This is a genomic window from Comamonas humi (genome assembly GCF_054782535.1).
Window position 1 is genome coordinate 269,294 of sequence record NZ_BAAGSH010000004.1, and the last position, 26,237, is coordinate 295,530.

At 65.4% G+C, this 26,237-nt stretch carries 23 protein-coding genes; 4 read left to right on the forward strand and 19 right to left on the reverse strand.

The genetic code is table 11. The features are described 5' to 3' along the window. Nucleotides 1-8: 8 nt before the first annotated feature. The 4 genes from ACYVKR_RS04200 to ACYVKR_RS04215 all read left to right on the forward strand — a co-directional run bounded on the left by ACYVKR_RS04200 (nucleotide 9) and on the right by ACYVKR_RS04215 (nucleotide 3,858). Complete coding sequence (locus ACYVKR_RS04200) at nucleotides 9-986, forward strand: Bug family tripartite tricarboxylate transporter substrate binding protein (protein WP_460479540.1); 978 nt, start codon at nucleotides 9-11, stop codon at nucleotides 984-986. 9 nt (nucleotides 987-995) lie between these two features. Continuing rightward, the gene (locus ACYVKR_RS04205; protein ID WP_460479541.1) at nucleotides 996-1,982 is read left to right on the forward strand and encodes a PDR/VanB family oxidoreductase; all 987 of its coding nucleotides are present in this window, start codon (nucleotides 996-998) and stop codon (nucleotides 1,980-1,982) included. Then, nucleotides 1,979-3,154, forward strand: coding sequence for a Gfo/Idh/MocA family protein (locus ACYVKR_RS04210; protein WP_460479542.1), 1,176 nt, complete (start codon nucleotides 1,979-1,981; stop codon nucleotides 3,152-3,154). The genes ACYVKR_RS04205 and ACYVKR_RS04210 overlap by 4 nt, the downstream gene beginning before the upstream one ends. Nucleotides 3,155-3,396: 242 nt before the next feature. After that, a complete protein-coding gene (locus ACYVKR_RS04215; protein WP_460479543.1) occupies nucleotides 3,397-3,858 on the forward strand; it encodes a MarR family winged helix-turn-helix transcriptional regulator in 462 nt (153 codons plus the stop codon). A 47-nt stretch (nucleotides 3,859-3,905) separates the two neighbouring features. On the opposite strand, the gene ACYVKR_RS04220 is transcribed toward ACYVKR_RS04215, so the two are convergent. The 19 genes from ACYVKR_RS04220 to ACYVKR_RS04310 all read right to left on the reverse strand — a co-directional run bounded on the left by ACYVKR_RS04220 (nucleotide 3,906) and on the right by ACYVKR_RS04310 (nucleotide 26,126). Further along, a complete protein-coding gene (locus ACYVKR_RS04220) occupies nucleotides 3,906-5,159 on the reverse strand; it encodes a glycosyltransferase family protein (RefSeq protein WP_460479544.1) in 1,254 nt (417 codons plus the stop codon). Between the two features lie 97 nt (nucleotides 5,160-5,256). Then, nucleotides 5,257-6,687, reverse strand: a complete 1,431-nt coding sequence (locus tag ACYVKR_RS04225; RefSeq protein WP_460479545.1) for a transcriptional regulator — start codon at nucleotides 6,685-6,687, stop codon at nucleotides 5,257-5,259. A gap of 45 nt (nucleotides 6,688-6,732) precedes the next feature. Continuing rightward, nucleotides 6,733-8,547: a pilus assembly protein TadG-related protein gene (locus ACYVKR_RS04230; protein WP_460479546.1), complete on the reverse strand. Its 1,815-nt coding sequence runs from the start codon at nucleotides 8,545-8,547 to the stop codon at nucleotides 6,733-6,735. Nucleotides 8,548-8,615: 68 nt separating this feature from the next. Then, entirely contained in the window at nucleotides 8,616-9,095 is a 480-nt protein-coding gene (locus ACYVKR_RS04235; RefSeq protein ID WP_460479547.1) for a TadE/TadG family type IV pilus assembly protein, read from the reverse strand. After that, a complete protein-coding gene (locus ACYVKR_RS04240; protein WP_460479548.1) occupies nucleotides 9,092-9,649 on the reverse strand; it encodes a TadE/TadG family type IV pilus assembly protein in 558 nt (185 codons plus the stop codon). The genes ACYVKR_RS04235 and ACYVKR_RS04240 overlap by 4 nt, the downstream gene beginning before the upstream one ends. Nucleotides 9,650-9,670: 21 nt before the next feature. Beyond that, complete coding sequence (locus ACYVKR_RS04245) at nucleotides 9,671-10,078, reverse strand: DUF3613 domain-containing protein (RefSeq protein WP_460479549.1); 408 nt, start codon at nucleotides 10,076-10,078, stop codon at nucleotides 9,671-9,673. A gap of 10 nt (nucleotides 10,079-10,088) precedes the next feature. Then, nucleotides 10,089-11,015, reverse strand: a complete 927-nt coding sequence (locus ACYVKR_RS04250) for a tetratricopeptide repeat protein (RefSeq protein WP_460479550.1) — start codon at nucleotides 11,013-11,015, stop codon at nucleotides 10,089-10,091. A gap of 64 nt (nucleotides 11,016-11,079) precedes the next feature. Further along, nucleotides 11,080-12,153, reverse strand: coding sequence for a type II secretion system F family protein (locus ACYVKR_RS04255; RefSeq protein WP_460479551.1), 1,074 nt, complete (start codon nucleotides 12,151-12,153; stop codon nucleotides 11,080-11,082). A gap of 13 nt (nucleotides 12,154-12,166) precedes the next feature. Next, complete coding sequence (locus ACYVKR_RS04260; protein WP_460479552.1) at nucleotides 12,167-13,144, reverse strand: type II secretion system F family protein; 978 nt, start codon at nucleotides 13,142-13,144, stop codon at nucleotides 12,167-12,169. Next, nucleotides 13,141-14,460 carry a CpaF family protein gene (locus tag ACYVKR_RS04265; RefSeq protein WP_460479553.1) on the reverse strand — a complete coding sequence of 440 codons (1,320 nt, stop codon included), beginning with the start codon at nucleotides 14,458-14,460 and terminating at the stop codon, nucleotides 13,141-13,143. Before ACYVKR_RS04265 ends, ACYVKR_RS04260 begins: the two co-directional genes overlap by 4 nt. A 7-nt stretch (nucleotides 14,461-14,467) precedes the next feature. After that, the gene (locus ACYVKR_RS04270) at nucleotides 14,468-15,883 is read right to left on the reverse strand and encodes an AAA family ATPase (protein ID WP_460479554.1); all 1,416 of its coding nucleotides are present in this window, start codon (nucleotides 15,881-15,883) and stop codon (nucleotides 14,468-14,470) included. A gap of 4 nt (nucleotides 15,884-15,887) precedes the next feature. Next, a complete protein-coding gene (locus ACYVKR_RS04275) occupies nucleotides 15,888-17,306 on the reverse strand; it encodes a type II and III secretion system protein family protein (protein ID WP_460479555.1) in 1,419 nt (472 codons plus the stop codon). Nucleotides 17,307-17,411: 105 nt separating this feature from the next. Continuing rightward, a complete protein-coding gene (gene cpaB, locus ACYVKR_RS04280; protein ID WP_460479556.1) occupies nucleotides 17,412-18,437 on the reverse strand; it encodes a Flp pilus assembly protein CpaB in 1,026 nt (341 codons plus the stop codon). A gap of 151 nt (nucleotides 18,438-18,588) precedes the next feature. Next, on the reverse strand, nucleotides 18,589-19,119 hold the full coding sequence (locus ACYVKR_RS04285; RefSeq protein ID WP_460479557.1) for an A24 family peptidase: 531 nt from the start codon (nucleotides 19,117-19,119) through the stop codon (nucleotides 18,589-18,591). Nucleotides 19,120-19,136: 17 nt separating this feature from the next. Continuing rightward, entirely contained in the window at nucleotides 19,137-19,313 is a 177-nt protein-coding gene (locus ACYVKR_RS04290; RefSeq protein ID WP_460479558.1) for a Flp family type IVb pilin, read from the reverse strand. An 85-nt stretch (nucleotides 19,314-19,398) separates the two neighbouring features. Then, complete coding sequence (locus ACYVKR_RS04295; RefSeq protein ID WP_460479559.1) at nucleotides 19,399-21,072, reverse strand: TolC family protein; 1,674 nt, start codon at nucleotides 21,070-21,072, stop codon at nucleotides 19,399-19,401. A gap of 2 nt (nucleotides 21,073-21,074) precedes the next feature. Continuing rightward, nucleotides 21,075-22,457, reverse strand: coding sequence for an HlyD family type I secretion periplasmic adaptor subunit (locus ACYVKR_RS04300; protein WP_460479560.1), 1,383 nt, complete (start codon nucleotides 22,455-22,457; stop codon nucleotides 21,075-21,077). Continuing rightward, a complete protein-coding gene (locus tag ACYVKR_RS04305) occupies nucleotides 22,454-24,274 on the reverse strand; it encodes a peptidase domain-containing ABC transporter (protein WP_460479561.1) in 1,821 nt (606 codons plus the stop codon). The genes ACYVKR_RS04300 and ACYVKR_RS04305 overlap by 4 nt, the downstream gene beginning before the upstream one ends. A gap of 346 nt (nucleotides 24,275-24,620) precedes the next feature. Further along, a complete protein-coding gene (locus ACYVKR_RS04310; protein WP_460479562.1) occupies nucleotides 24,621-26,126 on the reverse strand; it encodes a hypothetical protein in 1,506 nt (501 codons plus the stop codon). Between the last annotated feature and the right edge of the window lie 111 nt (nucleotides 26,127-26,237).

Genomic DNA, 26,237 nt, shown 5'->3' on the forward strand with positions numbered 1-26,237 from the left:
ACAAACCCATGAAACGCAAGCTACCTGCCTGGCTCCTCGGCCTGGCCTGCCTCGCCCCCTTCGCTGCCGGGTCTACCGCGCACGCCCAGGGCTACCCGAACCGCGCCATCAAGGTGATCGTTCCCTATTCTGCGGGAGGGCTTCCCGACACGGTGGCCCGGATCCTTTCGAAGGCGCTGGGCGATGCGCTCGGGCAGGCGGTCTATGTCGACAACCGGCCCGGCGCAGGCGGCGCGGTGGCCGCGTCTGCCATCCTGCAGGCACCGGCGGATGGCTACACGCTGCTGGTGACCGATGGGCCGATGCTGTCGATCACGCCGCTGCTCAGCAAGAAGGTCAGCTACGACGCCGGCAGCGATTTCGTGCCGGTCTCCCTCGTCGGCAAGGCGCCGCTGTTCCTCGCCGTCAACGCGAACGTGAAGGCAAACACACTGGACGAACTGATCGCGCTGGCCAAGGCCAAGCCGGGGTCGATCAACTATGGCTCTGCCGGCACGGGCAGCATCCACCACCTGACGGCCGAGGCGATGAATGCCAGCCTGGGCATCTCGATGACGCACGTGCCGTTCAAGGGCAGCGCCAACTCGGTCCCGGCGATGATCGGCGGTCAGGTCGACCTGGTCTTCGCTTCGCCGCCCTCGCTCATGGGCTTCGTCAAGTCGGGCCAGGCCCGGCTGCTGGCGACCAATTCGCCGGTGCGCTCCCCGCTGGCGCCGCAGATGCCCGCGCTGGCGGAAAAGATCCCGGGCTTCGACTTCGCGTTCACCGTTGCGGTCCTGGCGAAGAAGGGCACGCCGGGCGATGTCGTCACCCGGATCAACGCCGAGGTCGACAGGATCGTGAAGATCCCTGAGGTCATCGAGCAATTGCACACGGCCGGTGTTGATCCCGCGGGCGGTTCACCCGAGAAGCTCGCGCAGGCGCTGCGCGCCGAAAAGGCCGCGGTGACCAACGCTGCCGCGCGCGCGCAGCTCAAGGCCGAATAGGGGCATGCCATGACGATTGCCTCCATCTCCTCTACCCAGACCCATTCCGACACGCAGATGCCGCTGCGCGTGGCCAAGGTGCTCGATGTGGCACGGGGTATCCGCAGCTTCGAGCTGGTGCAGCCTGACGGCAGCGATCTGCCGCCGTTCACCGCCGGCTCGCACATCAAGGTGCAGACGCCGAATGGCCAGCTGCGGAAATACTCGCTCTGCAACGACCCCGCCGAGCGCAAGCGCTACGTCATCGCCGTCAAGCACGATCCCGAAGGGCAGGGCGGATCGCGGTCGATGCACGAGGCGCTGCACGAAGGGGACACGTTGCCCACGTCGCTGCCCGCCAATGCCTTCCCGCTGGCCGAGAACGCCAAGGGCTACCTGTTCATTGCCGGCGGCATCGGCATCACGCCCATCCTGTCCATGATCCGCTCGTTCGGCGAACTGCCGCCGGCACCGTGGAAGCTCATCTACCTGACGCGCTGGCAGGAGAGCACCGCCTTCCTCGACGAACTCGGCGCCCCGGAGCTGAAGGGCCGGGTGCGTATCCACCACAGCCAGGGCCAGCCCGGACGCGCGTTCGATCTGTGGCCGGTGCTGGAGAAGCCCAATACCGCCCAGGTGTATTGCTGTGGCCCGCGCCCGCTGATGGAGGCGGTGCGCGACATGACGGGCCACTGGTCGCCCGCCAATGTGCATTTCGAGAGCTTCAACGAGGGCGGTGGAGTGCGCCCGGACGACCAGCCGTTCACGGTGAAGCTGGCGCGATCGGGCGGGGAGTTCGAGGTGCCGGTCGGAAAGTCGATCCTGTCGGTGCTCCACGAGCACGGCTGCAATGCCGCGTCGTCGTGCGAGAGCGGCACCTGCGGCACTTGCCGCACTGCGCTGCTGGGTGGCGAGGCCGACCACCGCGACATGGTGCTGCTGCCCGAGGAGATGGACAGCCAGATCATGATCTGCGTTTCGCGGGCCAGGTCTGCCAAGCTGGTGATCGACCTGTGAAGCCGGCCCGCCAACTTCGACTCGGTGTCGCCGGCCTGGGTCGTGCGTTCACGCTCATGCTGCCTACGTTGCGGCGCGACTATCGCCTGCAACTGGTGGCCGCCTGTGATCCGCGCGCGGAGGCACGTGCCCGGTTTGCCGCCGATTTCGATGCACCTGTCTATGAGGACATCGAAGGGCTGGCCTCCAACCCCGAGGTGGAGGCGATCTACATTGCCAGCCCGCACCAGTTCCATGCCGAGCAGGCGCGCATTGCGGCCCGGCACGGCAAGCACGTGCTCGTGGAAAAGCCCATGGCGCTGTCGCTGGGCGACTGCGACTCGATGATCCGGCACTGCCGGGACGCCGGGGTGCACCTGGTGGTGGGCCATTGCCATAGCTTCGACACCCCCTACCTGCGGGCGCGCGAGCTCGTGCTGGGCGGCGAACTCGGGCGGGTGCGCATGATCCACGCACTCAACTACACCGACTTCCTCTATCGCCCCCGCAGGCCGGAGGAACTGCGAACCGAGGAGGGCGGTGGCGTGGTGTTCAGCCAGGCCGCCCACCAGATCGACATCGTGCGCTTGCTGGCCGCCTCGCGTGTCATCCGGGTGCGGGCGGTGACCGGGAACTGGGACCCCAGGCGTCCCACCCAGGGTGCCTATTCGGCCTTGCTGTGGTTCGAGGACGGGGCGTTCGCGAGCGTCAGCTACAACGGTTACGGGCACTTCGATTCGGACGAATGGTGCGGCTGGATCGGCGAGATGGGGGCCGACAAGCCGCCCGAAGCGTACGGCGGCGCCCGCCGCAAGCTGGCGACGGTGAGTTCCTCGGACGAGGAGGCGCGGCTGAAGGCTGCCGGCACCTATGGCGGGGCAGGGTACGTGGCCGTGGAGGCGTGCGCGCCGCCGGCCTGGCACCAGCATTTCGGGCCCATCGTGGTGTCGTGCGAGCGTGGCGACATCCGGCCATTGCCCGACAGCATCCACGTATACGGCGATCTGGTGAAAGAGCGACGTCCGCTGAGCCGGCCCGAGGTGCCCCGCTTCGAGGTCATCGACGAGTTGTACGAGGCCGTGGTGCACGGAACCGCACCGCTGCACGATGGCGCGTGGGCGCGCTGCACGCTCCAAGTGTGCCTGGCGCTGCTGGAATCCGCGGATTCGGACAAGGACGTGGAGCTAGACTGACGCGCGGCGTGGCCCAACGCCTGGAACCGGAGAATGGCGGTGCTATATTGCTGAAGCCCGCTTGGCCGGGCCTGCCGCTTCATGTTTCTCCCGCTTCCCGGTGCCTGTCGGCGCGTCGCCACGCAGCCGGCCGCCGCTGTGTGCTGCAGGACGCAGGCCAGGCGAGGCGTTCGATAGCACGCACTGGGGAATGGAAATTGGTGAAGAAAGCAGGGGCAGAATCAGCGGAAGCATCGAGTCGCATGCTGCAGCACTGGCACGAGGGCGTACCCGATGACCGCCTGGCCCACCTGGTCAAGGACGCGACACGGGCCTTCCTGCGGTCGCTGCAGAGCCGCCTGGCCCGCCACGATGTACAGCTGGGCCATTGGACCTTCCTGCGCATCCTGTGGGAGAGGGACGGGCTCACCCAGACCGAGCTGAGCGCCGAGGCCGGCGTGATGGCGCCCACCACGGCCATCGCCCTCAAGGCGATGGAGGAACTGGGGTACGTCGTGCGCAAGCAGCGGCCCGACAACCGCAAGAGCATCTACGTGTTTCTGACCCCCATGGGCAAGCGCCTCAAGGCCAAGCTCGTGCCCCTGGCCGAAGAGGTCAATGCGCTGGCGGTCCGGTCGCTGGCGGATGAGGACATCGCCGTCGTGCGGCGCTCGCTGCTCACCATCATCGAGAACCTGGCGAATGATGAATGCATCCAGGGATGAGCTGGATCGGCCTGCCGCCGCGCAGGCCGCTTCATCCCTGAGCAGTCCTAGGCCGCGACCAGCGGCGCCTGCCGCTGCGTGAGCACGCGCTGGAACAGGCCCATGAAGCGCGGCGCGACGTTGGAGATGTGGTAGCGCTTGCCGGTCTCGACCGCGGCCTTCGAATAGCGCTCGCGCCGTGCGGGGTCGGCGCGCAGCAGGCGGATGGCGTGGATCCAGGCGTCGTCGTTGTCGGGCAGCAGCAGGCCGTTGACGTCGTTCTGCACCAGCTCGGGGATGAAGCCCCAGTTGGAGCCGATCACGCAGCCGCCGCGCGCCAGGATCTCCATCAGGCCCCAGTTGGCCACGCCGTAGCGCAGCGGGTAGAGGAAGAGATCGACATCGGCCAGCAGCTTGCCGAACTCATCGTAGGGCAGGCGGCCCGGGAATTCGATCACCTGCGCCGCCGGGTAGACCTGGAGCAGGTGGTCGCGGAAGCTCTTCACCTGGCCGCCGTAGCGGCGCTCCACCCACTGCTGCTCGTAGCCATAGGTTGCGGCGGTGGCGTCGCCGATGGCCAGGAAGCGCGTGTTCGCGCCGTCGCCCTCGCGCACCATGCGGTCCACCAGGCGCACATAGGTCTCGAAGCCCTTGGCGCTGGAGAGGTCGCGCGCCGAGAACGCGATGGTGAAGGGCCGGTCGGACGCGGTGGCGTCGCCGTTCCTGAGCAGCGGCGGCTGGATGTCGAAGCCCTCGAACTGCACGGCGATGCGCTCCTGCAGCAGCGGCGGGAACATCGAGCGCGCATAGGCGCTGGGCACGATGGTCAGGTCGCTGCACAGCACCTGGTGGAAGTGCAGCATCTCGGTATTGCGGTCGCCCATGCGCTGTGCCGCGTCGGGCGGGTAGGCCGCATCCCAGCCGTGGGCGAGGTAGCTCGGAAACTCGATGTAGCTGATGACGGCCGCCTGCAGCTCGCCATACAGCCAGTTGGGCGCGCCCCACAGCGAATGCGCCACCACCAGGTCGATGCGCCGGCCCTGGGCCTTCTCGAAATCCTGCAGCGCCTTGAGCACGCCGCGGCAGATGCGCGCCGAGCGCTCCACCTTGTCGGAGTAGTAGTAGCTCTGCGGCGCGACGATGTTGCCGTCGGGCTGGAAGGACAGCAGATGGTCGCAGTCCTTCTCGTGGTTGGCCTTGTGGCCCGGCGTGGTCATGAACCAGCTGTCGGCCAGGCCGCTGGCGCGCAGATGGCTGCACAGCAGGCTGTACTGGCTGGGGTAGACGGCACCGACGAAAACGATCAGGGGTTTGGCTTGCATAGGCTGAAGGACGAACGGATGGAACTCCGTGGATTGCTATATATTTAATAGCTTGTAGCGCTTGTTGGTATTGGGCTGGATGCCAAAAATGCTTGAACTACTTGCCGGCGGGGATGGCAGTCGCCTCTTGCCCGGCAACGGGCACTTCGGGCTCGCCGTCGCTGATCTGGTACTTGCGCATCTTCTCCCACAGCACCTTGCGGCTGATGCCCAGCTGCTGTGCCGTGTTCTGCCGCTTCCAGCCATTGGTGCCAAGCGCGGCGATGATGCGGTTGCGTTCCTCCATGTTCCAGTTGCTGCGATCGGCCAGCACCACCGGGTCGCCGGCGGCGGCATCGACGGGGAAGGTCGATGCCGACAGGCTCTGCGCCTGGCGCAGGATGCGCTCGATCGCACCGCCGGCCTGCCAGTCCTGCGTCTGGCGGGCTGCCACGCCGATGCGTTCCGTGAGGTTGCGCAGCTCGCGCACATTGCCGGGGAAGTACATCTGCGCCACCGCGTCGAGGATGAAGAACGGCGGCTCTCCCAGCACCTCCATCAGCTCCTGGCCCACCACCTTGCCCAGGATGCTGTTGAAGATGGCCAGCTTGTCGGCCTCGCCGCGCTCTTCCAGGCTGGGCATCTCCAGCTCGATCACGGCCAGGCGGAAGAACAGGTCCGCGCGGAACTTGCCCGCATGCACCAGGTCGCGCAGCGACTTGTTGGTGGCCGCCACCAGCCGGAAGTCCAGCGGCACCGGGGACGAGGCGCCCAGCCGGGTGACCGTGCGCTCTTCCAGCACGCGCAGCAGCTTCACCTGCTGGTACAGCGGCAGGTCGGCGATTTCATCGAGGAACAGCGTGCCGCCGTTGGCCTGCTCGAAGAAACCCTTGTGCGCGGTGACCGCGCCGGTGAACGAGCCCTTGGCATGGCCGAAGAACAGCGACTCGAACAGGCCGTCGGGGATGGCGCCGCAGTTGACCACGACGAACGGGCCCTGGCCATAGTGCGTGTTGCGCTCGTGCAGGCGCTCGGCAATGCGCTCCTTGCCGGTGCCGGTCTCGCCAAAGACCAGCACGCTGTGCTCGCAGTCGGCAAAGGTGTCCACGTCGTGCAGCAGGCGCTGCATGCATTCGGCCACGGCAATGATGTCGTCCGAGCGGTTCACCTGGCGCCGCGTGCTCTGCAGCCGCCGCAGGATGCGCACCAGCATCGCGCGCAGCTCCGCCCCGGTGAAGTCGAAGGGCAGCACGTGCGAATACTCGGCGGCATAGGTGCCCGGATTCGTTCCGCGCTGGCTCGAGCTGACCCACAGCACCGGCATGCCGCCGAACGAGCCCTCGATCCGCTGGCGCGTGAAGCGCGCGCCTTCCAGCACCGACACGCTGACCACGGCAATGGCGTTGCCATCTCCCGGCTCGGGGGAGGAAATATTCAAGCCGTCGGCGCGCACCACGTCAACATCCATGTTGACCATGCAGCGCTCCACCCGCTCGGCAATATCGGCTTGGCCTTCCCATACGTAGATGACCAAATCGCTTGAATTCACTGTGTTGTTCCTTGTGTTTGGGTCATGTATTTAAGAGGGATGTCGTTAATTGACCAATTGGGCGGTGTCGCACTGGATGCCAAGCAGTTCCACTTCTGCACGGCCTAGCTCAACGCCAAGCGAGGTGAGCAGACTGTCCAGAACGCCACCAATCACATCCAAAATAGGGGAAAGCAAAGTGGAAACGATGCCTACAACAATATTGAGAAGTCCTTGCAATCCACCAATAAGCGCAAGAACGAGACCAAGAACGATACCTAGTAGACCATTGGGCTTTGCATTCGATATGTCTCCCACTGCTGCAGGTATTGCTTTCAAAAGATTGGTAACGGTTTGCCCAAGACGGAGCCCATTGGGACCGCTCATGGTCTGGTCACCCACATGCATGTTCACTAGGCACTCATCCAGAGTGCCATGATTGAATGGGCAGGCTTGCATATTCGGTGGAGAGGAGAAGGAGGCTCCTTCTAGTAACGAAGTCGATACTTTGCTGTCGATCGTTACCCCTCCCAAGAGATTCAATACATCCACGTCCACCAAGCGTGTCTTTTGGCATATACCATTCGCATCCAACTGACCGATACAGACATCTCCGATGGCTGAGCGAACTGAAATGTTGGCCATCCGTGCGTTGCCTGTTGCTGTGCACTGAATCGCCTCCAATGTCCCAGTGCTGCGGACTAGGTCTACTTGAATGGGGATGTGCAACTTGATGCCAAGAGCATCCGTTAAGGTTGGTAGGGATCCCTTTCCACTCGTATTGATATCGAGGCTTAGTCGCACTTGTGCGCTACGTGCCTTTGTCTTGCCATCGGCAGGGCCAATTGCTACAGTAGGGGGCTCCACCACAGTCAGCTTTGCTGCTGTTAATCCCGGGATTTCCAGCTTCAGGTCTAGGGCATATTTTTGATTGGCGATAACCAGGCGTGTGTGGGCTTCGACCATTTGTGTGCGTACTAAGTCAGCAATATCTAGTGCCACATCCAGGCCAGGACCTATCGTTCCATTGCGCCCTCCGGCAACTGTGGCCAAAATACCGTTAGGGCCACCCAGAGGTACAAGGATGTTTGCAATGGGCGATGAGGCTATATAGGCCCTCAATGCTTGTAGGGCGCCTACGTCAACCCCTGCATTGAGAAAGCTGTCTCCAGCAGCATTGATTGCCGCATCAATCAGGTTCAGCAGCGAGGCGTTCACATTCGCGAGATCACCTGGAGTCAGCAAGGCGAGATCGTTGACTCCGATTGGCAGGCCGAGGAATTGCAACAACCCTGCTGGTGTAATCTTGGCATTGGCGATGCCATTTTTATCAAGAACGGTTAGGCGGCTAATGTCGAGGCCGACGGTTTTCCCAATTTGCCCCAACAATCGGGTATTTTCAAATCGCAATAACTGCGAGCCTATCTGGAATGACGCTACAGACTGGCTGTCTTTGGCGGCCATAGCGGTTGCGGCTACGGTACGGGCACCAGTGAATGGCAGCAACTGCAGGGCCTCCACTTCCAACGTGACCTGGGCTGCATTCAGAACATTGGCTGCTGTGGGGGCGCTGCCATAATTAGGGTTGAAACGTGGGGTAATGCCAGGATTCCAGTGGCCACAGACCACAGGCTCCGTGATTCTGTTCTTCAGTAACTGGTTCAGTTCCGTTGCGTGTGCAGCGATGCTTGCTTTGCCTGTCTCCACGGCACCTACTGCGCCGGTACAGGTGCTGGGGTCACCATAAGTCATGGCATTCACCGTCTCCAGCGCCGCCAGATCGGCGATGCGCTGCAGGTCTCGCTTGGCGTAGTACATGTAGCCGATCTGAACAACCCCCAGCATCGCTATGAGCACCGCACCCAAGAGTACAAATTGCAACAGTACAGATCCACGTTGGAGCGGACGTCGAAGAGAAGATCGATGGGTTGGCATGGAGGTGCTCCTTTTCACAGCATCGATGCAAAACGCACTACGCTTTTTTCTAAAAGCTTCTTGGGCTCATCTATCACTGGCATGGTGTCTAGCAGCGGTGGGAGTTCATAGCGCAACTCGAAACTGACCGTACTGATGCCGCCGCCAGAGGGGCAGGCGGCCTTCCAGTCAAAGGATTTGATGATTGGCTGCTGCGCCCCGGTGCCAGGCATGGCACTTTGCTTCAGACTGGTGCTGACAGCCTGTTCTGCGCGCTGCTGGATGAACTCCCTATTGGCGTCCGCCTGTTTGGGATGGCAGGGATCACGCGTACCTATGGCAATGACGCCGAGTATGGCCCGCGAGCCGTCGCCAGCCGCTCGGGTTAACGACTGCTGGGCCTGGAAGGTGCGCCAGTACACGAAAATGCCCAGCAACATGACGGTCATGATCAGGCCGATAAGGGCAAATTCGATGGAAGCCAGGCCGCGCTGCTTATGCTGGAAGACGATCACAGCATCCTCCTGTCCACCAGCGTGCTGGCTTTGGCTTCCAGGATGTCCGGGAGCAGGAGGCGCACGCCGGGCAGATTGATCGCTGGCGCAATCGCGCTGCTCGGGTAGTTGGTGATCTTGTAGGAAACCAGTACAAGGCAAGGTGTACTGGCTGTGCAACTGAGGCTAGGGTCGAATGCCTTCGTTGAGTTGCAACTGTTGTCGTTGAGATAGCAAAGGGTGAAGCCAACAGTGGCGGCAGTGGGCTTTAGCCTGCTGGGCAGCCAGTTCAGCGCAGTGACCACCGCGTTCCGAGCCTCATCGCGGCGCTGTGTCCAGGTGGGAGGTGTGGACCCGTTGGCGCTGCTCGGATACCTCAGCGCCGCCCGTGCGCCTTCCTCCACCGCGTACTGCATCGACTCCCGCACCAGAAAGGTGAGTCCATAGCAGATGATGGCGTAGAGCAGGATGAAGAAGACGGGAAAGATGATCGCCCACTCCAGCGCATACACGCCTCGCTGGCGACGCGCGCGCGGGCCGTACCAGGTCGGGGAAAGGGTGTATGGCATTTGCATGGAATGGCTCCTGGTGAGGCGCTAGCGCTTCTTGACGCCCAAGCCCGTGTCGAACTGCTCGGGGATCTCGGTCTCGAAGCTCTTGAGGTAGCGCTGGTAGCTGCGGCTGGCCTGCTCGCCATCGATGGGGCGCAGGCGCACGCCCTGCGATGCACGTTGCATGGACAGCAGGTCCTGGGTCGATTGGCCGATGGTGATACGCCAGTCGGGCTGCTCCGGCGGTGGCGGCGAAGCCTCGGAGGCCAGGGCGGCTGACTGCGCCCGGGTGGTGGTGTCGGCCGGGTTCAGCTCCAGCCATTGGGTGCTAGCTGGTGCGGAGGCTGCCTGAGGCACCTCCACCGCGGCCACGGCGCGGCTAGGATCCTGGGCGTGCGATGCGAAGGCCTGCAGGCAGATGATCGCCAGCGATGTTTTCAGGATGGATGGCATGGCGAGCTCCTTAGGGTTTGGCGGGCTGACTGCCATCCGCGTCGCGGGCGGGCGGCTCAGCCTGGGTTTGCAGTTCGGTGCTGGCCTGCAGCGGCGGGCTACCGATGACGATGGTGCGCATCGGGCTGGTGGGGCTGGAAGGACTGGCCTGGGCCGCCACTGCCATGGCGGCATCGGCCGAGCCCGTGCGGGCGTGCACGGCCTGTTGAATGGCTGCGAGCCGAGGCTGCAGGGACTGCACCGAGCTGTCGTCGATCAAGGCCGGCGCGTTCTTGGCCTGGGGTTGGCGCAGGCGCCGCAAGAGCTGCTCCGCCTGCGTTCTTTCGCCGTTGGCCAGCCAGTACAGTGCCAGGTTGAGCTGCACGCGGGCATTGGCGGGGGCCAACTGGCCGGCCTGCAGTATGGGCATCTGGGCCGCGGCCAGGTGGCCATCCAGCATGTGGGCATAGGCCAGGTCGCTGAGCACATCGGCGTCGATGGGATTGAGCTGGCGGGCCAGCTCCAGTTGTGCGATGGCCTGCGAGTACTGGCCCTGGCCGGCGTAGAGCAGGCCCAGGCCGCGCCTGGCGCGGGCCACGGTGGTGCTGTCCGCGTCGCCCAGCAAGGCCTGGTAGGCCTGCTCGGCCGGGCGGGCTTGCCCGGTGTTGCGCAGCGCATCGGCGCGCAGCAGGCGTATCTGCGTGCTGCTGCCGTACTGGCGCTCAAAGGCGTCGGTGTGAGCGAGAGACGCATACCACTGGTTGGCCTGCTGCATCTGCGTGATCAGGTGCAGGTAGGTCTGCTGCGGATCCACCTGGTTGGCCTGTGCGGCTTTTTCCATCTGCTGCTGTGCCAGGGCTGCGGTGCTTTGCTCGCCCACGCCATAGCCTTGCGGTGGTGCGGTGCAGCCTGCGAGCAGCAGGGCGGCTGTGGTCAGGATCGCAAGCCATCCATTCATATCAGCTGTCTTCCGTGAATGGTGTGGGGGTGATCCCGTCCGTATGTGAAACGATGAGACCATCTCAGCGTGCTCCTGTGGAGGCTAGCGATCGAATGATGGCAATGAAGCCGGGCCCGGCGGTGATGAACAGCAACGCCGGCAAAAGGGTCAGTACCATCACACCGGTCATCTTGACGGTGATGGTGCCGATCTTTTCCTTGAAGCTGGCCTGGCGCTTTTCGCGCAGGCGTACGCTGAATTCGCGTAGCGGCTCCTGCACGGCGCCGCCATGCCGGTCCACCTGTACCAGCAGGTTGACCACGGCATGCATGTCGTCGTCTGCGCTCAGCTGCGACAGGCGTTGCAGCGACTGTTCGCGGCTGCGGCCCGAGGCGTAGAGGCGGTTGGCCAGATGCAGCTCGTTGCTCATCACGCGCAGCACGCTGCCGAATTCCGTGGCCAGGATCTGCATGCTCTGGTCGATGCTCAGGCCCACGCCCTGAAGCAGCCGCAACAGGTCGACGAACAGCGGCAGCTCTTCCACCACCTGCTCGCGGCGACGCTTGGCTTTGGCACTGACCACCCACTTGGGCAGCATGAGGCCCAGGCCGAAGGCGAGGAACCCATAGACCAGCGCCATCGAGCCCTTGGGCTGCAACAGCGCAAGAGCCAGCATGGGCAGCACCAGAGCCAATACCCCGCGGCTGGCAACGAAGTACAGGCCGCCGCGCGCCACACTGAAGCCTGCCTGTACCAGCAGCTTGCGGTCCTCGTTGGGCAGCAGGGCCTGCACAATGCCGGACTCCAGCCAAGCCGGGGGGCGCAGGCTGTCGGCCACTGACTGCGCTGAGTCTGCCTCGGCCTGGCGGGCCGTGGGTGGGGCCAACGGATTGGCGCCGGGCATGGGAAACGGCTGGGCCCGAGAGGGGGCCTGCAAGGTCTGCTGCACCTCTTCGAGCCGAACATCGGCGCGCACCGAGCGGTAGATGGTCCAGGCCAGCGCGCTCACCAGCATCACGAGGCCCAGCGCACCGACTTCGAGGCTCAGCATCCAGGCCTCTCTGGACTCCAGCGTGGAATCGCGCACCTGCAGCGCAATGCCCAGCACCGCCAGCAGCACCAGGGCGACGACCAGCGCGATCTGCTTTCTGCTCATGGGTTGCCCTCCATCATTTGAGCCGCGCCAGGCGGTAGAGCATGAACGAGCCGGCGGCCTGCAGCCCGGCAGCCACGAACATCAGGATGCGGCCGGTGGAGTCGTGCCACATGCGCATGAGGTAGCCTTCGTTGAGGAAGACGATCAACGACCCCACCACGATGGGCAGCAGCGCCAGGATCCACGCGGACAGGCGCACCTCGGTGGACAGCGCATGCAGCTCGCGCTCGGCCGATTGGCGGTCGCGCAGGTAGGCCGACACGCGCTCGAGCACCAGGTCGGCGCGGCCACCATAGCGGGTGCTCATGCGGAAGACGGCCGCCAGCAAGCCGAACTCCTTCATGCCCCAGGTGCGTTCGAGCTGGGCCATGGCCTGGCCCAGGTCGGATGACACCTGCAGCGATCCGGCCGCCTGGCGCAGCGCCTCGCCCAGCGGGTCGGGCACGTTGGGAAAGGCCAGCTGGAAAGCCGCGTGCGGCGAGTTGCCGATGGAAATCAGCCGCACCATGTTGTCCAGGAAGCCGGGCAGCTGCGCCAGCATCTTCTCGCGGCGCTTGCCCAGCCGCAGCCAGATGGCAAAGGCGCACAGCAGCAGGTACACCACCAGCAAGGCCAGGCCCATGAGCCAGCCGCCGCGCAGTGCGCCAAGCAATGCCAGCGCCAGGCCTGTCACGCACATCACCGCCTGCACACGCGGCGAAATGCCCCAGGCGCCGTAGCCCAGATAGTTGTCGAGCCAGACCTGCACGGGGTGGGCCGCCGGCTGCTGCGCCATGGCCTGCGGCATCAGTGGCGCGGTACCGGGCATGGTGAACGACTGTCCACCCGCCTGCAGGTCGCGCTGGATGTCCAGGCCGCGCTGCAGGCTGGCGTGGATGACCTTTTCTGCTTTTTGCCGGTTGGCGCGCGCGAGCAGCCACAGCCCCAGCGCCAGCAGCATGCAGGCGAGTGCGCCCAAGGCGAGCGCGGCGGGGGACAGGGCCGTGGTCACCGCGCGCCTCCCTGTCCGCCCTGACGCGAGCGCCACCAGCTCAGCAGCTTGGGCGAGTGGGGCGAAATGCCCATCGACACCCATTGGTCGATCTCCTGGCCGTCGGGGCCGATCTGGGGCTCGTAGCGGTACAGCTCCTGCATGGAGATCATGTTGTCCGTCATGCCCGTCACCTCGGTCAGCGACAGCAGGCGGCGGCGGCCATTGGACAGTCGGCCGATCTGCACGATGAAGTCCACTGCATTGGCGATCTGGCGGCGCAGGCTGACTTCGCTGCCCTGGAAGCCCGCAAACCCGGCCAGCATCTCGGCACGGTACAGGCACTCGCGCGGCGAACTGGCGTGGATCGTGCCCATGGAGCCGTCGTGGCCAGTGTTCATGGCTTGCAGCAATTCCAGCACCTCGCCGCTGCGCACTTCGCCAACGATGATGCGGTCCGGGCGCATGCGCAGGCTGTTGACCAGCAGGTCGCGGATGCTTACCAGCCCGCTGCCATCGAAGCCGCCCGGGCGGCTTTCCAACCGTACCACGTGGGTGTGGTTGAGCGACAGCTCGGCCGTGTCTTCGATGGTGACGATGCGTTCGCTGCTAGGGATGAAGCTGGCCAGCGCGTTGAGCAGCGAGGTCTTGCCCGAGCTGGTGCCGCCGCTGACCAGGATGTTGCAGCGGGCCTGTACTGCCATCTCCAGGATGCGGCAGATGTCCTCGTTGAAGGTGCCCAGCCTGACCAGTTCCTGCGGGGTGAGCGGGTCCTTGCGGAATTTGCGGATGGATACGGATGGCCCGTCGATGGACAGCGGCGCGATGATGACGTTGATGCGGCCGCCGTCAGGCAGGCGCGCATCGACCATCGGGCTGGACTCGTCCAGCCGCCGGCCCAGCGGCGCCAGGATGCGGCGCACGATGCGCAGCACATGCTCGTCGTCCTTGAAGTGCGAGGTTTCGCGCTGCAATATGCCGCCGCGCGAGACGTAAAGCTCCTGGCTGCCGTTGATCAGGATGTCTTCGACACGGGGGTCTTCGAGCAAAGGCTGCAGCGGGCCCAGGCCGGTCAGCTCGCGTGTCAGGGCGCCTGCAACCTGCTGCGCTTCCTGCTCGTTCACCGGCACGGCGTGCAGGCGGATGTAGCTGTCCAGCTCCAGCATCACGAACTGCGCGATCGCAGCCTGGGACCAGCGGCCGAATTCGGCACCCAGTTCTTCGATGCGGCTGAGCAGATGCTCATAGGCGCTGTTCTTGAGGTCGGCAAACAAGGCGCTGTGCTCGAACTCGGCGGCGTGGGCCTGCGCGGGGGAAGAGTAAGCCGTGGTCGTCATGGTGCGCTCAGTGTTTGCGGATGCGTTGCAGCAGGCCGGAGAGTGGGCCGCTGGACGAAATGGTGTGCTGTGCGGCTGCCGGATGGTGGTCGGCCAGCAGGACGGCGACCAGCTTCTCTATGGCTTGCACATAGGGGTCGCGCTTTTGCCGGGGCGCCAGCAGCTTGCCGTGGTTGACGGCGTCGGCCAGCTCGCGCCGCCGCTCGGGCAAGGTGGCCAGCAGCTGCAGCTGCAACTGGCGGGCGATCTGCTGGGCATCCAGCGCGAGGCGGCTGTCGTGGCGGTTGACGATCAGGCGCAGCCGCTCACGGGCAATCCCTAGGGCGTCGATCTGGCGCAGCAGTTCCATGGTCCAGACCACGCTGACCACGTTCTGGTCGCACAGCACCCAGATTTCGCTGGCCGAGGGCAGCAGGTCCGCCATCAGTGGCTGGGGCGTGTCCGCACCCAGGTCGAGCACGATATGGCTGAAATACTGGCCCAGCCGCATCAGCAGCGCATGCACATCACCAGAGGCCGGCGGCTGCGTGTGGCGGGGCTGGGGCAGCAGGCGCAGGCCGCTTTCGTGGCGGGCCAGCGCACTCTGGGCCATGCGGCGGTCCAGCCGGCGCTGCTGGTGGACGGCATCGGCAAAGCTGAACTCGCCCGGCATGTTCAGGTAGATCGCGCAGTCACCGCCAGGGCTGCCCAGCTCGATCAGCAGGCTGGCCAGGCTTTCGTCGTCGGCGGTGTTTGCTGCGGGCGCAGGCTGTGGTGCAAGGCGTTGCTGCAGGTACCAGGCCAGGTGCGCGGCCAGCACGCTGCAGCCCAGGCCTGCGCGGGCCGAGATGATGGCAGTCTGCGGCGCGGGCTGTGCCTGCGTCTGCGGGAGTTGCAGTGGCCGTGCCAGCAGATCGCGCACGATCTGCTGCGACGCATCGATGGGACCGTCGATGTCGAGAAAATCCTGCACGCCTGCGCGCAGCGCGGCCAGCATGCATTGCGGATACAGGGCGCGGCTTACGGCCATGCGCGGAATACCGGGGTACAGCGCTTGCAACTGCGTGGCCAGCGCCCCCGCGTTGTCCAGGGCATCCGGGTCGAATTCGATCAGGATGGCCTGGGGCTGCAGCAACCGCACCTGGTCGGCCGCCTGGTCCAGGTCATGGGTCATATGGGGCCGCTGTCCATCCAGCACACGCTCCATCCACGCCTGCAGCAGTGCATTGGCTGGCCCGCGGGTGGAGATGAGCAGCAGATTCGCCCGGGCGGATGCCGTACTCGCCATCACCGGCGGCTTGGCCGGATGCAGCGGTGGCTGCACGTGCCCGTTGTTGGCGGGGTGAGCCGCATGCTCCTGCGGGCGGACCGAGAGCAGTTCTTCGAGCGAGGGCGCTGTGGACAGCTCACCCGCCGGCTGCGATGCAAGGGGATTGATGCTCATGGCGTCAGTACGAGAAGCCGGGGACGGCGGAGTTGGCATAGGGCGCGCCGACGATGTAGGGCGCCCAGACCTGGTCGGCATTGGGCCGTTCCTGGCGCCCGCCCGGCAGCAGGGCCTCGAGATTGGTGCCCGGCGGCAGCGGTTGCACCAGGTGCGGCGTGACGATGATGACCAGCTCGGTCTCTTCCTGCGAGTAGTTCAGGTTCTTGAAGAAGGCACCCAGGATGGGCAGGTCGCCCAGCAACGGAACCTTGTTGACGCTGGACAGCGTGCTGCGGCTGACCAGGCCGCCGATGATGAAGCTCTCGCCGTCGCCCAGCTCGACCATGGTGTCGGCGCGGCGCGTGCGCAGTGCGGGCACGGAGACGCCGTTGATCGTCACGCCTTGGCTGTGGTCGAGGTCGCTGGCCTCAGGCGCCACCTTGAGCGCGACGCGCTCGTCGGACAGGATCGTGGGCGTGAGCTGCAGCTTGACGCCGAATTCCTTGTACTGGATGGAGATGTTGTTGCTATTGCCGCTGGGCACGGGAACCGGGATCTCGCCGCCGGCCAGAAAGCTCGCCGTCTGGCCGGTGTGGGCCACCAGCGTGGGCTTGGCCAGCACCCGTGCCAGGCCATTGCCTTCCAGGAAGCCCAGTTGTGCAGTAATGCCGCGGCCGCTGAAGGCACGGCCAAAGTTGAAGACCAGGTTCATGGCGCTGGCAATGGCCGACACGGCCCCACCATCGCCGCCGCTGCTGCCATTGCCGGACGAACCACTGCCGCTGCCATTGCTGCCGCTGACGTGGCCAAGGCTGCCGGGCGTGTAGACGCCGAACTGGAAGCCATGGTCGTTGGGGCCGCCGCTGAACATCTGCATGCCGGCCTGGCGCATCGCGGACTTCTTGAACTCCACCACCTGTACGTCCACCTGCACCGTGTTGCTGCGCACGTTGACCTGCGAGCGGTCTTGCAGCGCAGCGCCCTTGGGGGCTTGCAGGGCCAGCTCAGCCGTGGCGCGCGCATGCTCGGGCAGCGAGGCCAGCCGCCGCTCCAGCACCAGGCGCGGGCCGCTCACGGTCACCAGCCAGTGCTGCGCAGGGCCCTTGGGCGGCCAGATGGCCAGCGTGGTCTGGCCGGGGGCCTTGGGCGTGAGCAGCAGCTCGGGGCGCTGCGTGCCGCCGGAGGTGGGCGGCAGGTCGCCCAGCAGCTTGACGTCGAGCACGGCAGGATCGCCGATGGCCATGCGCGCAATGGCCGTGCCGGGCCGCAGCGACTGCTGGCGGCCCACGGTGAGCTGCAGCCGGGTGGCCGTGCCGGCGTCATCGGCCGTTGCCTGGGCAAGGGGCTGCTGCTGGGCCATGCCGGGCAGCGCCCAGCAGACCAGGGCCATGCCGCCAGCGAGGGCGAACAGGGTGGTTGGCGAAATGCGTATGGTTGTCATGCTCTCTCCCTCGGGACTCCGGCAGGCAGTATGGGTTGATTTGCTATTGAATGTATAGCTTATTGCGCTTGTTATATAAGCGCTGGAGGCTTATTTCATTGGTATTCAATAGCTCACGGTCTGCACCGTGGCACCCTGGTACACCTCTACCGTGCGCTGGCGCGGTGGCTGGGGCGGCTGGGGAGCGGTGGGCATGCCTGCGGAGAGGGTGGGGGCGGGGCGGCGTACGTTCTTGGCGTCGGCGCCGCTGGCCAGATCCTTGAAGCGCAGGCCGGCGAACGAGCGGTCGGAGCCCTCCAGCTGCTCACCCTTCTTGAGGCGACCCGCCACCGGCTGCAGCACGGTGGGCAGGGCGGCGAAGAGCGACGGATCGGGCACGGCGGTGTCGTCCGGATTGCGCAGCGCCAGGGTGAGCTGGCCGTATTTCTCGGCCAGGGTCACGCGCTCTACATCGGCCAGCGGCACGGCCAGCACGGCAGTATTGGCGGCGTTGCGGGTGGCCTGGTTGTCGTTGGCGCTGCGGCGCACGCCGTTGGTGGCCTGCTGCTCCTGGGCCTGGCGCTGGCTTTCTGTGGGCGGCGGGTTCTCGACACTGGCCGCGCCGTAGGCCAGCACGCGGCTGCGGGCCAGCAGCAAGCGGGTCTGGGTGTCCACCGTCGTCTGCTCGTTCTTGCCGTCGAGCGTGAAGAATACGTCCACGAAGTCGCCGGGCCGCACATGGTGGCCGGCGGCCATGGGCTCCTTCACCGCGACCGACACGGCGCGCTGGCCGCTTTCGAGCTGCAGCGCCAGGCCGGCGATGAGGTGCTGCTCGAACAGCGGCGCGTCCTGCGCCAGCGCCACGGTGGTGGTGCGCCCCAGTACCGTGTTGGTGGCGGCAAAGCTGCCGGGCACGGGCGCAGGTAGTTGGGCGATCTTCAGGTCTTCGGCCACCAGGCGTTGCCCGGCTGGGAGGGCCTTCGCGGCCACCACCACGGCATGCAGGGTAGCTGGGGGCTGGTTGGTGTCGGATGCCACTGCCTGTGCGGGCGCAGCGGGGCGGGCCGGCTGGCGGCTTAGCATCCAGGCGCCCAGGCCCAGGCCCACGGCCAGCACCAACAAGAGGCCGGCAAAAATCTTGGTGAGGTTCATGGCGTGTTTTCCCTCGTGTCTTTCTTGTGGTCAGATGCTCGGCCCATGGCATTCGGTTCCTCGCATCCGGTGGTTTCCGGCCGCTTTGCGCTGGCTGCGGGGCAGGCCCCGGTGCCACGGCAAAACATCCGGTTCGGTGTCCGCGTGCCGTTCATGGCGCACCCCGGGCCAGCACCAGCCAGATGGCTGCCAGTGCCATATAGCCTGCATAGGGAATGCTGCGTTGTACGGTGTTGCTGGCGGGTGCGCTGGGCATCGCCAGCACATGGGCCCAGCGGGCGGGCAGGTTGGCCTGCAGCACGGGCCCATAGGGGCTGCGCTGAAAGCCGCGCCATGCCAGCACCGCCATGCCATGCAGGCCTGCCAGCAGGCTGCCACCGAGCCAGATGAGCAGCAGCCCGGGCGAGAGCCCGAACCACAGTCCCATGACGGCGGCAAACTTGACATCTCCGGCCCCCATCCAGCGCAGCGCATAGAACGGCAGCAGCGCGGCGGCCGCTGCGAGCATGCCGAGCAGGCCGCTCCAGGCGTCGACCTGGAACGGTTGCCCGCCACTGAACAGCGTCGCCAAGCCTGTACCCAGGCCCAGCAGCACCATCCAGTTGCGTACCTTGCGGATGCGCAGGTCTGCGACTGCGATGGTGATGAGCCAAAGCAACAAGGGGACCAAGGTGTAGCGCACGGGCTGTCCCTGGCAACTTAAGGTGTTGCTGGCTTCAAAGCATCCCAAATTGCCTTGAATTTCTTCTCAAGTTCAACCCCAATGCCAGTCAGCGATGTCACCAGCAGTACCGCAATCAACCCCGCAATCAACCCATACTCGATCGCCGTAGCGCCTTCTTCATCCTTCCAGAAGTTCTTGATGGCGTTCATCATGCTGTTCTCCAATTACAAGGCCCTGGGAAAGAACAGCAGCTGGCGTGGGCTAGGCGACCGGCCGCTGTATGAAAAAAAGCTGCTCCTACCACCGCGCGGCGGTGGTGGTGAGCGGGGCCTGTGGCTGCGCGAGCAGTTGCGGGTCCAATCGGGTATCGAGGCGCAGCGGCACGCGCTGCACGGTCATGTTGGGGAAAGGGGGAGGGGGTGCAATTCCGGCGGGCGGCGCAGCAACCACGGCGGGCGTGGCAGGGGCGGTGAGGCGTGCGCCAGGCTGCGGGCGCAGCGCGGATGGGGTGGGCTGTGCGAACAACTCGTCCAGCCAGCGCTCGGACCGTTGGCGTGGCAGCAACTGCCCGGTGGTGCGTGCCAGCCGCAGTTCATTGATGCGCTGGTCGTAGATGGCGTCGGCCTCGTCGAGCATGAAGCGCTGCATGTCGAGCTGCGCGTCGAGCACATGCTGGAGGTTGCCACGCCCGACCTCGAGCAGGCGGCGGTGGCCTTCGAAGGCGGCGCGGGCCTCGCGCACGGCGTCGTGCAACTGGGCTTCACGCTGGCGCCCGGCCTGCATGCGGCCCCAGGCGGCAGAGGCGGTCTCGTGGACCTGGCGGCGCACGTTCTCCTGCTGTGCCTGCTGCGCCTGCAGTTCGTTGATGGCCTTGAGGATGCGATCGCGCAGCTCGAAGCCATTGCCGATGTTCCAGTTCAGCTCCAGTCCATAGCGAGTGCCGTCCACATAGAGCACGCTCTTGGGGTCGCGGGTGTGGGCCACGACGGCGGCCAGCGTGGGCCAGCGCTGGGCCTTGCTGCGCTCGACCTCGGCTTCGGCACGTTCGATGAGGTGGCCGATCTCGCGCAGCTCGGAGCTTTGCTCTTCGGCAGCGTTCAAGGCGGCCTGCTCGCTGGCCGGCATCCAGGGCGCAGGCACTTGCGGATCGGGAAGTCCTCGGCTCGAAGGCGTGTAGTTGAAATAGCGGGTGAAACGGGCCTGCGCGTCCATGCGCTGCGACTGCAGTGCGTGCTGCTGCGCCAGTGCGCTGGCACGGCGCGAGGCGGCTTGGCGCAGGTCGTTGCGGCCGACGGCGCCCAGTTCGGCACGGCGTTCCTCGACGCGGGCGAGCTGGCCGATGATCTCGGCCGATTCGGCGGCGATGCGGGCCTTGGTCTCGAAGCGGTGCAGCTCCAACAGCGCGGTCAGGGCCTCGAGCAGCACGTTCTGCCGCGTGCTGTAGAGCATGCTGCCCTGGGCCGATTCCATGGATTCGGCGGAGCGGATGCCGGCACTGATGGCACCGCCATCGAGCAGGTTCATGCGGACTTCGGCATTCACGGCGGTATAGGACTCGCGGCGCTGGCCTTGGGCGATCGATGCATTGCCAGCCGATGTACCCACCTTGAAGCTGGGCCAGCGGGCGCCCTTGGCGCTGTTCAGGTCGTGGCCGGCGGACTCAACGGCCGAGCGGGCCTTGAGCACGTCCGGATGTTCAGTCAGCAGGGTGTAGAGGGCTTCCAGGAATTGCTTCTGCGCTACGTTGCCTGCCACCGAGCCGGGCGTGAGCTGTTGCGCCAGCTGCAGGGGCGTGGTGGGCGGCGTGGGCGCGGGGTTTTGCGCGTCGCTGTCCGGACCGTCTGCCAGTAGTGCGGCGAGGGGAGGCTCGGGCGGAGCCGGCTCGTCCTGGGCCTGGGCCAGTATCGGGGCGGCCAGTGCGAGGGCACCCGTGGAGAGGTGCAGCAGCAGGGTGCGTGCGATCGTCATCATCGTCACGGCTCCCTGAAAGCTTCGCTCTGGATGTGCAGCACCGGGCGCAGCAGGTACCAGATGAACGGTTCCTTGCCCAGCAGCAGGTCCAGCTCGGCCTGCATGCCGGTGGTGATGCGGTTGTCGGTGCGGCCTACCCAGGGCTGCTGCAGGCTGGCCTGGATGCGGAAGTAGGACGGCGAATCGGGCACATTGGGGTCGTGGTCGGCGTCGGCCGCCACCAGCGTGACCTTGCCGGGCACGAAGCCGTAGCGCAGGTAGTCGTAGGCCGAGATCTTGGCCTTGGTGGCCTGGCCGGCGCGCACGTAGCCGCGGTCGGCAGGGTTCAGGCGTGCCTCGACGACGATCTCGTCCTTGTCGGGAACGATCTCGAGAATCGCCTCGCCGGGCTTGACGACCCAGCCGGCACCGGAGCTGCGCAAGCCCTTGACGATACCATCCCTGGGCGCCAGCACCGCGGTGCGGGTGCGCTGGTTCTGGGCACGCGAGAGGTCTTCGGACAGGCTGAGCAGTTCGCGCTCGGTCTGGGCCAGTTCCTCGGAGGCACGGCGGCGGAAGGCGCCCTGTGTCTCCAGTAGCTTGGCCTGTGCCTGCTCGACCTTGGCACGGTTGCTCACCAGCACCTGGCGTGCGGCGGCCAGCTCGGTACGCACCTGTTCCAATGCGCGCTGCTTGTCGATGACTTCGAGCTGGCCGATGAGCTGTTCCGCGGCCAGCTGGCGGGCGATGGCGGCTTCCTGCTCATGCAGGCGCAGGCTGTTTTCCAGGCCCTGGATGCGCGCCTGGGCTTGGGCCACATCGCCGCGGGCCTGCTCGAGCATGGCCCGTGCCGAAGCCTGGGTGCCCTGGTATTCGAGCTCGCGCGACGAGAAGGCTCCCAGTTCGGCGCGCACGATCCTGGATTCCAGCTCGGCGGGGAAGTCCCCGGCCTTGAGCGGGCGGCCTTGGCTCTCTGCGGCCAACCGGGTCTTGACGGCCTGTGCCGTGGACCTGCGGGCCGTGAACTGCTCCAGGTTCAGGCTGCTGCCGCCGAGGTCGATCTCGAGCAGCGGCTGTCCCTGGGCCACGGTCTGGCCTTCCTTGACGTGGACGGCGGTGACGATGCCGCCTTCCAAGTGCTGCACCGTCTGCACCCGGTCGGAGGGAATGACCTGGCCGGTGGCGAGCACGGCGTTTTCCACGGGATAGAACAAGCCGACGAGCACTAAAGCGGCAATGGCCGCGATCAAGAGCTTGCGCTTGCCGCTGATGCGTTTGCCGGCATCGGCATCGGCGTCGGCCACGCTTGCGTTTGCACTGCTGGCAGTGGAGCCGGATGGCGTGCCTGCGGGCAGGGCCTCGCGCAGCACCTGGGGCAGGTCTTGTTGGGGGCTCGCCTGGCTCATGCTGCAAGCTCCTGTTCTTCGGTGTCTTCGGCCGCGTTGGCCGGCTCGGCAGGGCGTGCGAGGCCGAAGAGCGCAGGCAACATCTGCTCGGGCGTGCCGTGGTCGACGTGCCCGTCGCCGCGCACATGGTAGATATGGCCGGCCTGCGACGCGACGCGCAGCGAATGGGTGATGACGATGACCGTGTGCTTGAGGGAGATCTGCCGCAGCGCCTGCAGCAATGCGGTCTCGCTGTCGAAGTCGAGGTCGTTGCTGGGCTCGTCGAGCACCAGCACGGAAGGGTTGCGCAGGAACAGCTGCGCCAGGCTGAGCTTGCGCAGCTCGCCGGCCGACAGGCCTGTCCCGTCTTCACCCAGCACCGTCTGGTAGCCCTGGGGCAGGCGGCTGATGAAGCCATGCGCGCCCGACAGCTGGCAGGCAGCGAGAATCTGCTGGTCATCCGCGTCGGGGTTCACCATCCGCAGCGAGTCCACGATGGGGCCGCTGAACCAATAGGATTGCTGGGCCAGGCAGCCCACCCAGCGGCCGAGGTCGTTGCGCGAGAACTGGGCGAGATCGTATTCGTCCAGGAAGATGCTACCCTGCGTCGGCTGGTACAGCCCGCTCAACAGCTTGGCCAGCGTCGACTTGCCCGCGCCGTTGCGGCCCAGGATGGCATGGATGCCGCCGGGGCCGATCTGCAGCGAAACCTGGTCGAGCGCCGTGTGGCCGTTGGGGTACTGGAAGCTGACCTGGTCGAGCCGGAAGATGCCGCGCGGGCGGGGAAGCTCGATCGTCTGCGCCTCGACTTCCAGCGGCTCCTGCAGCACCGTCTGCAGGCGGGCGGTGGCCTCGTTGGCGCGTGCCAGCGAGCGCCAGTTGCTGGCTAGTTGCGCGATGGGGCCCAGTGCCTTGCCCGACAGCAGGTTGACCGCCATCAGGCTGCCGATGCTCATCCACTGGGCATTGATGGCGACGGCGCCCACGGTGATCACCGCGATGGAGAAGACGGTCAGCAGCACGTGGCTGGTTTCCTTGGCATTCTCCATCTCGCCGTTCTTGCGGAAGCTCTCTCCCAGCCAGCGGTCGTAGCCGGACTGCCAAGCCTGCAGCGCGGCGCCGTCATAGCCCTGCACCTTGAGCGTGGTGCGGGCATTGCAGATCTCGGCGGTGCCTCGGTCCAGCTGACGGGACTGCTCGATTTCTTCAACGCGGCCGGTGCGTACCTCGTCGGCCCACCACCAGGCCAGCACGCCGAGCACCACCATGGCCACCAAAATCACGGGCAGCACCGGCCAGGCAATGATGCCGATGACCACCAGGGCGATCAGCGCCATGGGCAGGTCGAGCATGGAAATCGCCACGCCGCCGGAAACGCAGGAGCGCATGGCGCCGACGTCGCGGAAAAGCTGCAGCCACTGGCTGGTCGGGCGCTGCTCCAGCGAGAGCAGCGGGCGGCGCAGCATGGCATGCATCAGCGATTGGGAGATGTCGCGGTCGATGGTGGCGCCTGCCTCGCGCAGCGCACGTGCACGCCGGCGGCGCAGGTACAGCTCCAAGCCCAGAAAGCACAGCGCGCCGGCGACCATGGCGATCAGGGTGGCCGAGCCTCCGCGGGAGATGACGCGGTTGTAGACCTGCAGCAGGAAGATGGAAGGCAGCAGCCCCAGCAGGCTGATGGGCAGCGACAGCCATGCGGCTTGGCGCAGATGCCTGGAAGCACGCTCGAACGAGGTTGCGATGGCCGTGGAGTAGGGGCTTGTCGCCGCATCACCGGCTGCACCTGCCTGTGCATCGGGGGCGGATGCCAACTGACGAGGAAGCAGGTATTGAATCATGAGAGGAGGCTCTGGCGCTTGGCGCAATGTCCGATCATCCACAAATGCAACAATTGGTGTTTATATGTTGCATTTGTAAATATCAAGTTAACTATCGCAAATAAATTCAATATAACTAGCAGCGATTCTGATGTGAGTTTTGTGTGAGCCAACGATACATTGAGTTGTTTTTGCAACAAATCAATTTTTTTCATTGATGTATGTTTCATGTTTGTAAATTTATATCGATTAAGATTATTAACAAATAAATATTTGCTCATAAATCAAATCACTAAGTGGAGTTGATAGTTGAAATTTATTTCAATGCTTTGATCAATGTAATTTCGGCATTCGATAGGGGTTTTCTCTAGTTGCCCGTGAGTTCCAGCAAGGCAAACGCGGAGGCCAGCAGATGGGCTGTGGTGCGTGGATTGCTCACCGGCCTCTGGGATGGGGGAGATTCGGAGAAGGCAGCTTGTGCCCGGAGTTGGGCGGGAAGAAAGATGGCCTGCTCCGGCCACACCACCTGCAGCACTGCCGAACAGGCCGGCTGTGGCGAATATGGATGCCCGTGGCGGAAGTGCTGGCTCTGCAGCGCCTCGGGAACCACATCAAGCAGAGCGCTTTCCACCATGGCCATGACCAGCCAATCCGCATCGGCCAGGGCGTCGTCGGTACTGTCCTGATGCGCTGCCGCGTGCAGCGGCTGGCAGTACGACTGCGCCAGCGATTCCAGCGCCTGCCGCACGGCAGTGGGGGTGGAATGGGCGTGGAGCGGCGCCATGGCGGCGTCGGCCTGGCATTGCGCGTAGGTATGCAGCGCCAGCTCTGCCCATGCAGCCTGTTGCGGGGCGTTCGAATGGCGGGCGAATGCCAATGCCTGCGCCAGTTGCTCCATGGCTCCCAGGAGGTCGGCTGAAGCTGCTGAGCCGTGGGGGGCGAAGGCATGGCGCGACAACACCAGCAGGCATTGCGATTGCGCCACATGCTGCGCGCTGGCCGCCTGGAGCAAGGGAGGAAGTCTCTGCCGCAGATGCCCGATCGCTCGTACCAGCGCATGCACCAGGGGCTGGCGGACAGGATCGGCACGGTCGATGTGCCTGTCTATCAACAGCAGCGCATAGGTGATGCCCAGATGGTCGCTCAGGCTGCCAGCCTGGCCATCGGTGGTCCAGTAGCCTTCGTCGTGCTGCCCGCCCACCAGCACGTTCAGCGCGGCCAGGTAAGGCAATTGCCGTACTGATGGCGATTGCAAGCTGCGCTGCAGTATCGAGGGAGCGCTTCTGGGCAGCGGGAGTGGAAGGGCTTCGCCGCCCACATAGACGCCCTGGAGGCGCAGCAGCAGCTGCGAAGGCATTCCTGTGGAGCTTGCTCGGGGGATGGGGCCGAAAGTGGATTGCGGAATGGCCGGGCCGCCACCAGAGGGCCGAATTGGAGGAATCAGCCTGGCGTTTTCCAGGCTTTCGTCTGCCACCGCCCATGCCGACGCCGCATCGGCCTGCCACGACGGGATGGTGGGACTCGGAAGAGGGCTGATGTCGACCGGCCAGTCGATCCGCAGTTCCACTACAGCGAGTTGGCGAGTCCAGGCCCATTGGCGCACACGGGTCGAGCCTTCACGCCAGGCGGCATCCAGGGTGGCCCGGTGCACAAAGAACACGCAGGCTTCTTCCCCTTCTGCGGCTACGCTGAAGAACAGCGCGCAGTTGCCATAGGGCTCGGGCAGCAGCCTGGCGCGCCTTTTCAGATGGTTCAGGCTCGCAGCCAGTTGCTGGGCCAGTGTGATCTCGGCTGGTATCCGGTGCAGGCTGCCTGGTGCAGGCAGGTGCTTTCCGGGTTTGCTGACTGGAGCCTGGGGTGTGAAGGCGTTCATGGCTTCTCGTGCAATAGAGAACGCCTGATGGCGGGATCAGCGGTATTCGAACTCCACGCGGCGGTTGCGCTGGTGCGCAGCCTCGCTGGTGCCATGGTCCGCTGGGCGCTC

What these genes read in the sequence shown, in the direction of transcription:
- ACYVKR_RS04200 (WP_460479540.1), top strand. Translation starts at nt 9, where the DNA reads ATGAAACGCAAGCTACCTGCCTGGCTCCTCGGCCTGGCCTGCCTCGCC.
- ACYVKR_RS04205 (WP_460479541.1), top strand. Translation starts at nt 996, where the DNA reads ATGACGATTGCCTCCATCTCCTCTACCCAGACCCATTCCGACACGCAG.
- ACYVKR_RS04215 (WP_460479543.1), top strand. Translation starts at nt 3,397, where the DNA reads ATGCTGCAGCACTGGCACGAGGGCGTACCCGATGACCGCCTGGCCCAC.
- ACYVKR_RS04220 (WP_460479544.1), bottom strand. Translation starts at nt 5,159, where the DNA reads ATGCAAGCCAAACCCCTGATCGTTTTCGTCGGTGCCGTCTACCCCAGC.
- ACYVKR_RS04240 (WP_460479548.1), bottom strand. Translation starts at nt 9,649, where the DNA reads ATGCAAATGCCATACACCCTTTCCCCGACCTGGTACGGCCCGCGCGCG.
- ACYVKR_RS04245 (WP_460479549.1), bottom strand. Translation starts at nt 10,078, where the DNA reads ATGCCATCCATCCTGAAAACATCGCTGGCGATCATCTGCCTGCAGGCC.
- ACYVKR_RS04250 (WP_460479550.1), bottom strand. Translation starts at nt 11,015, where the DNA reads ATGAATGGATGGCTTGCGATCCTGACCACAGCCGCCCTGCTGCTCGCA.
- ACYVKR_RS04255 (WP_460479551.1), bottom strand. Translation starts at nt 12,153, where the DNA reads ATGAGCAGAAAGCAGATCGCGCTGGTCGTCGCCCTGGTGCTGCTGGCG.
- ACYVKR_RS04265 (WP_460479553.1), bottom strand. Translation starts at nt 14,460, where the DNA reads ATGACGACCACGGCTTACTCTTCCCCCGCGCAGGCCCACGCCGCCGAG.
- ACYVKR_RS04270 (WP_460479554.1), bottom strand. Translation starts at nt 15,883, where the DNA reads ATGAGCATCAATCCCCTTGCATCGCAGCCGGCGGGTGAGCTGTCCACA.
- ACYVKR_RS04275 (WP_460479555.1), bottom strand. Translation starts at nt 17,306, where the DNA reads ATGACAACCATACGCATTTCGCCAACCACCCTGTTCGCCCTCGCTGGC.
- cpaB (WP_460479556.1), bottom strand. Translation starts at nt 18,437, where the DNA reads ATGAACCTCACCAAGATTTTTGCCGGCCTCTTGTTGGTGCTGGCCGTG.
- ACYVKR_RS04290 (WP_460479558.1), bottom strand. Translation starts at nt 19,313, where the DNA reads ATGATGAACGCCATCAAGAACTTCTGGAAGGATGAAGAAGGCGCTACG.
- ACYVKR_RS04295 (WP_460479559.1), bottom strand. Translation starts at nt 21,072, where the DNA reads ATGATGACGATCGCACGCACCCTGCTGCTGCACCTCTCCACGGGTGCC.
- ACYVKR_RS04300 (WP_460479560.1), bottom strand. Translation starts at nt 22,457, where the DNA reads ATGAGCCAGGCGAGCCCCCAACAAGACCTGCCCCAGGTGCTGCGCGAG.
- ACYVKR_RS04305 (WP_460479561.1), bottom strand. Translation starts at nt 24,274, where the DNA reads ATGATTCAATACCTGCTTCCTCGTCAGTTGGCATCCGCCCCCGATGCA.
- ACYVKR_RS04310 (WP_460479562.1), bottom strand. Translation starts at nt 26,126, where the DNA reads ATGAACGCCTTCACACCCCAGGCTCCAGTCAGCAAACCCGGAAAGCAC.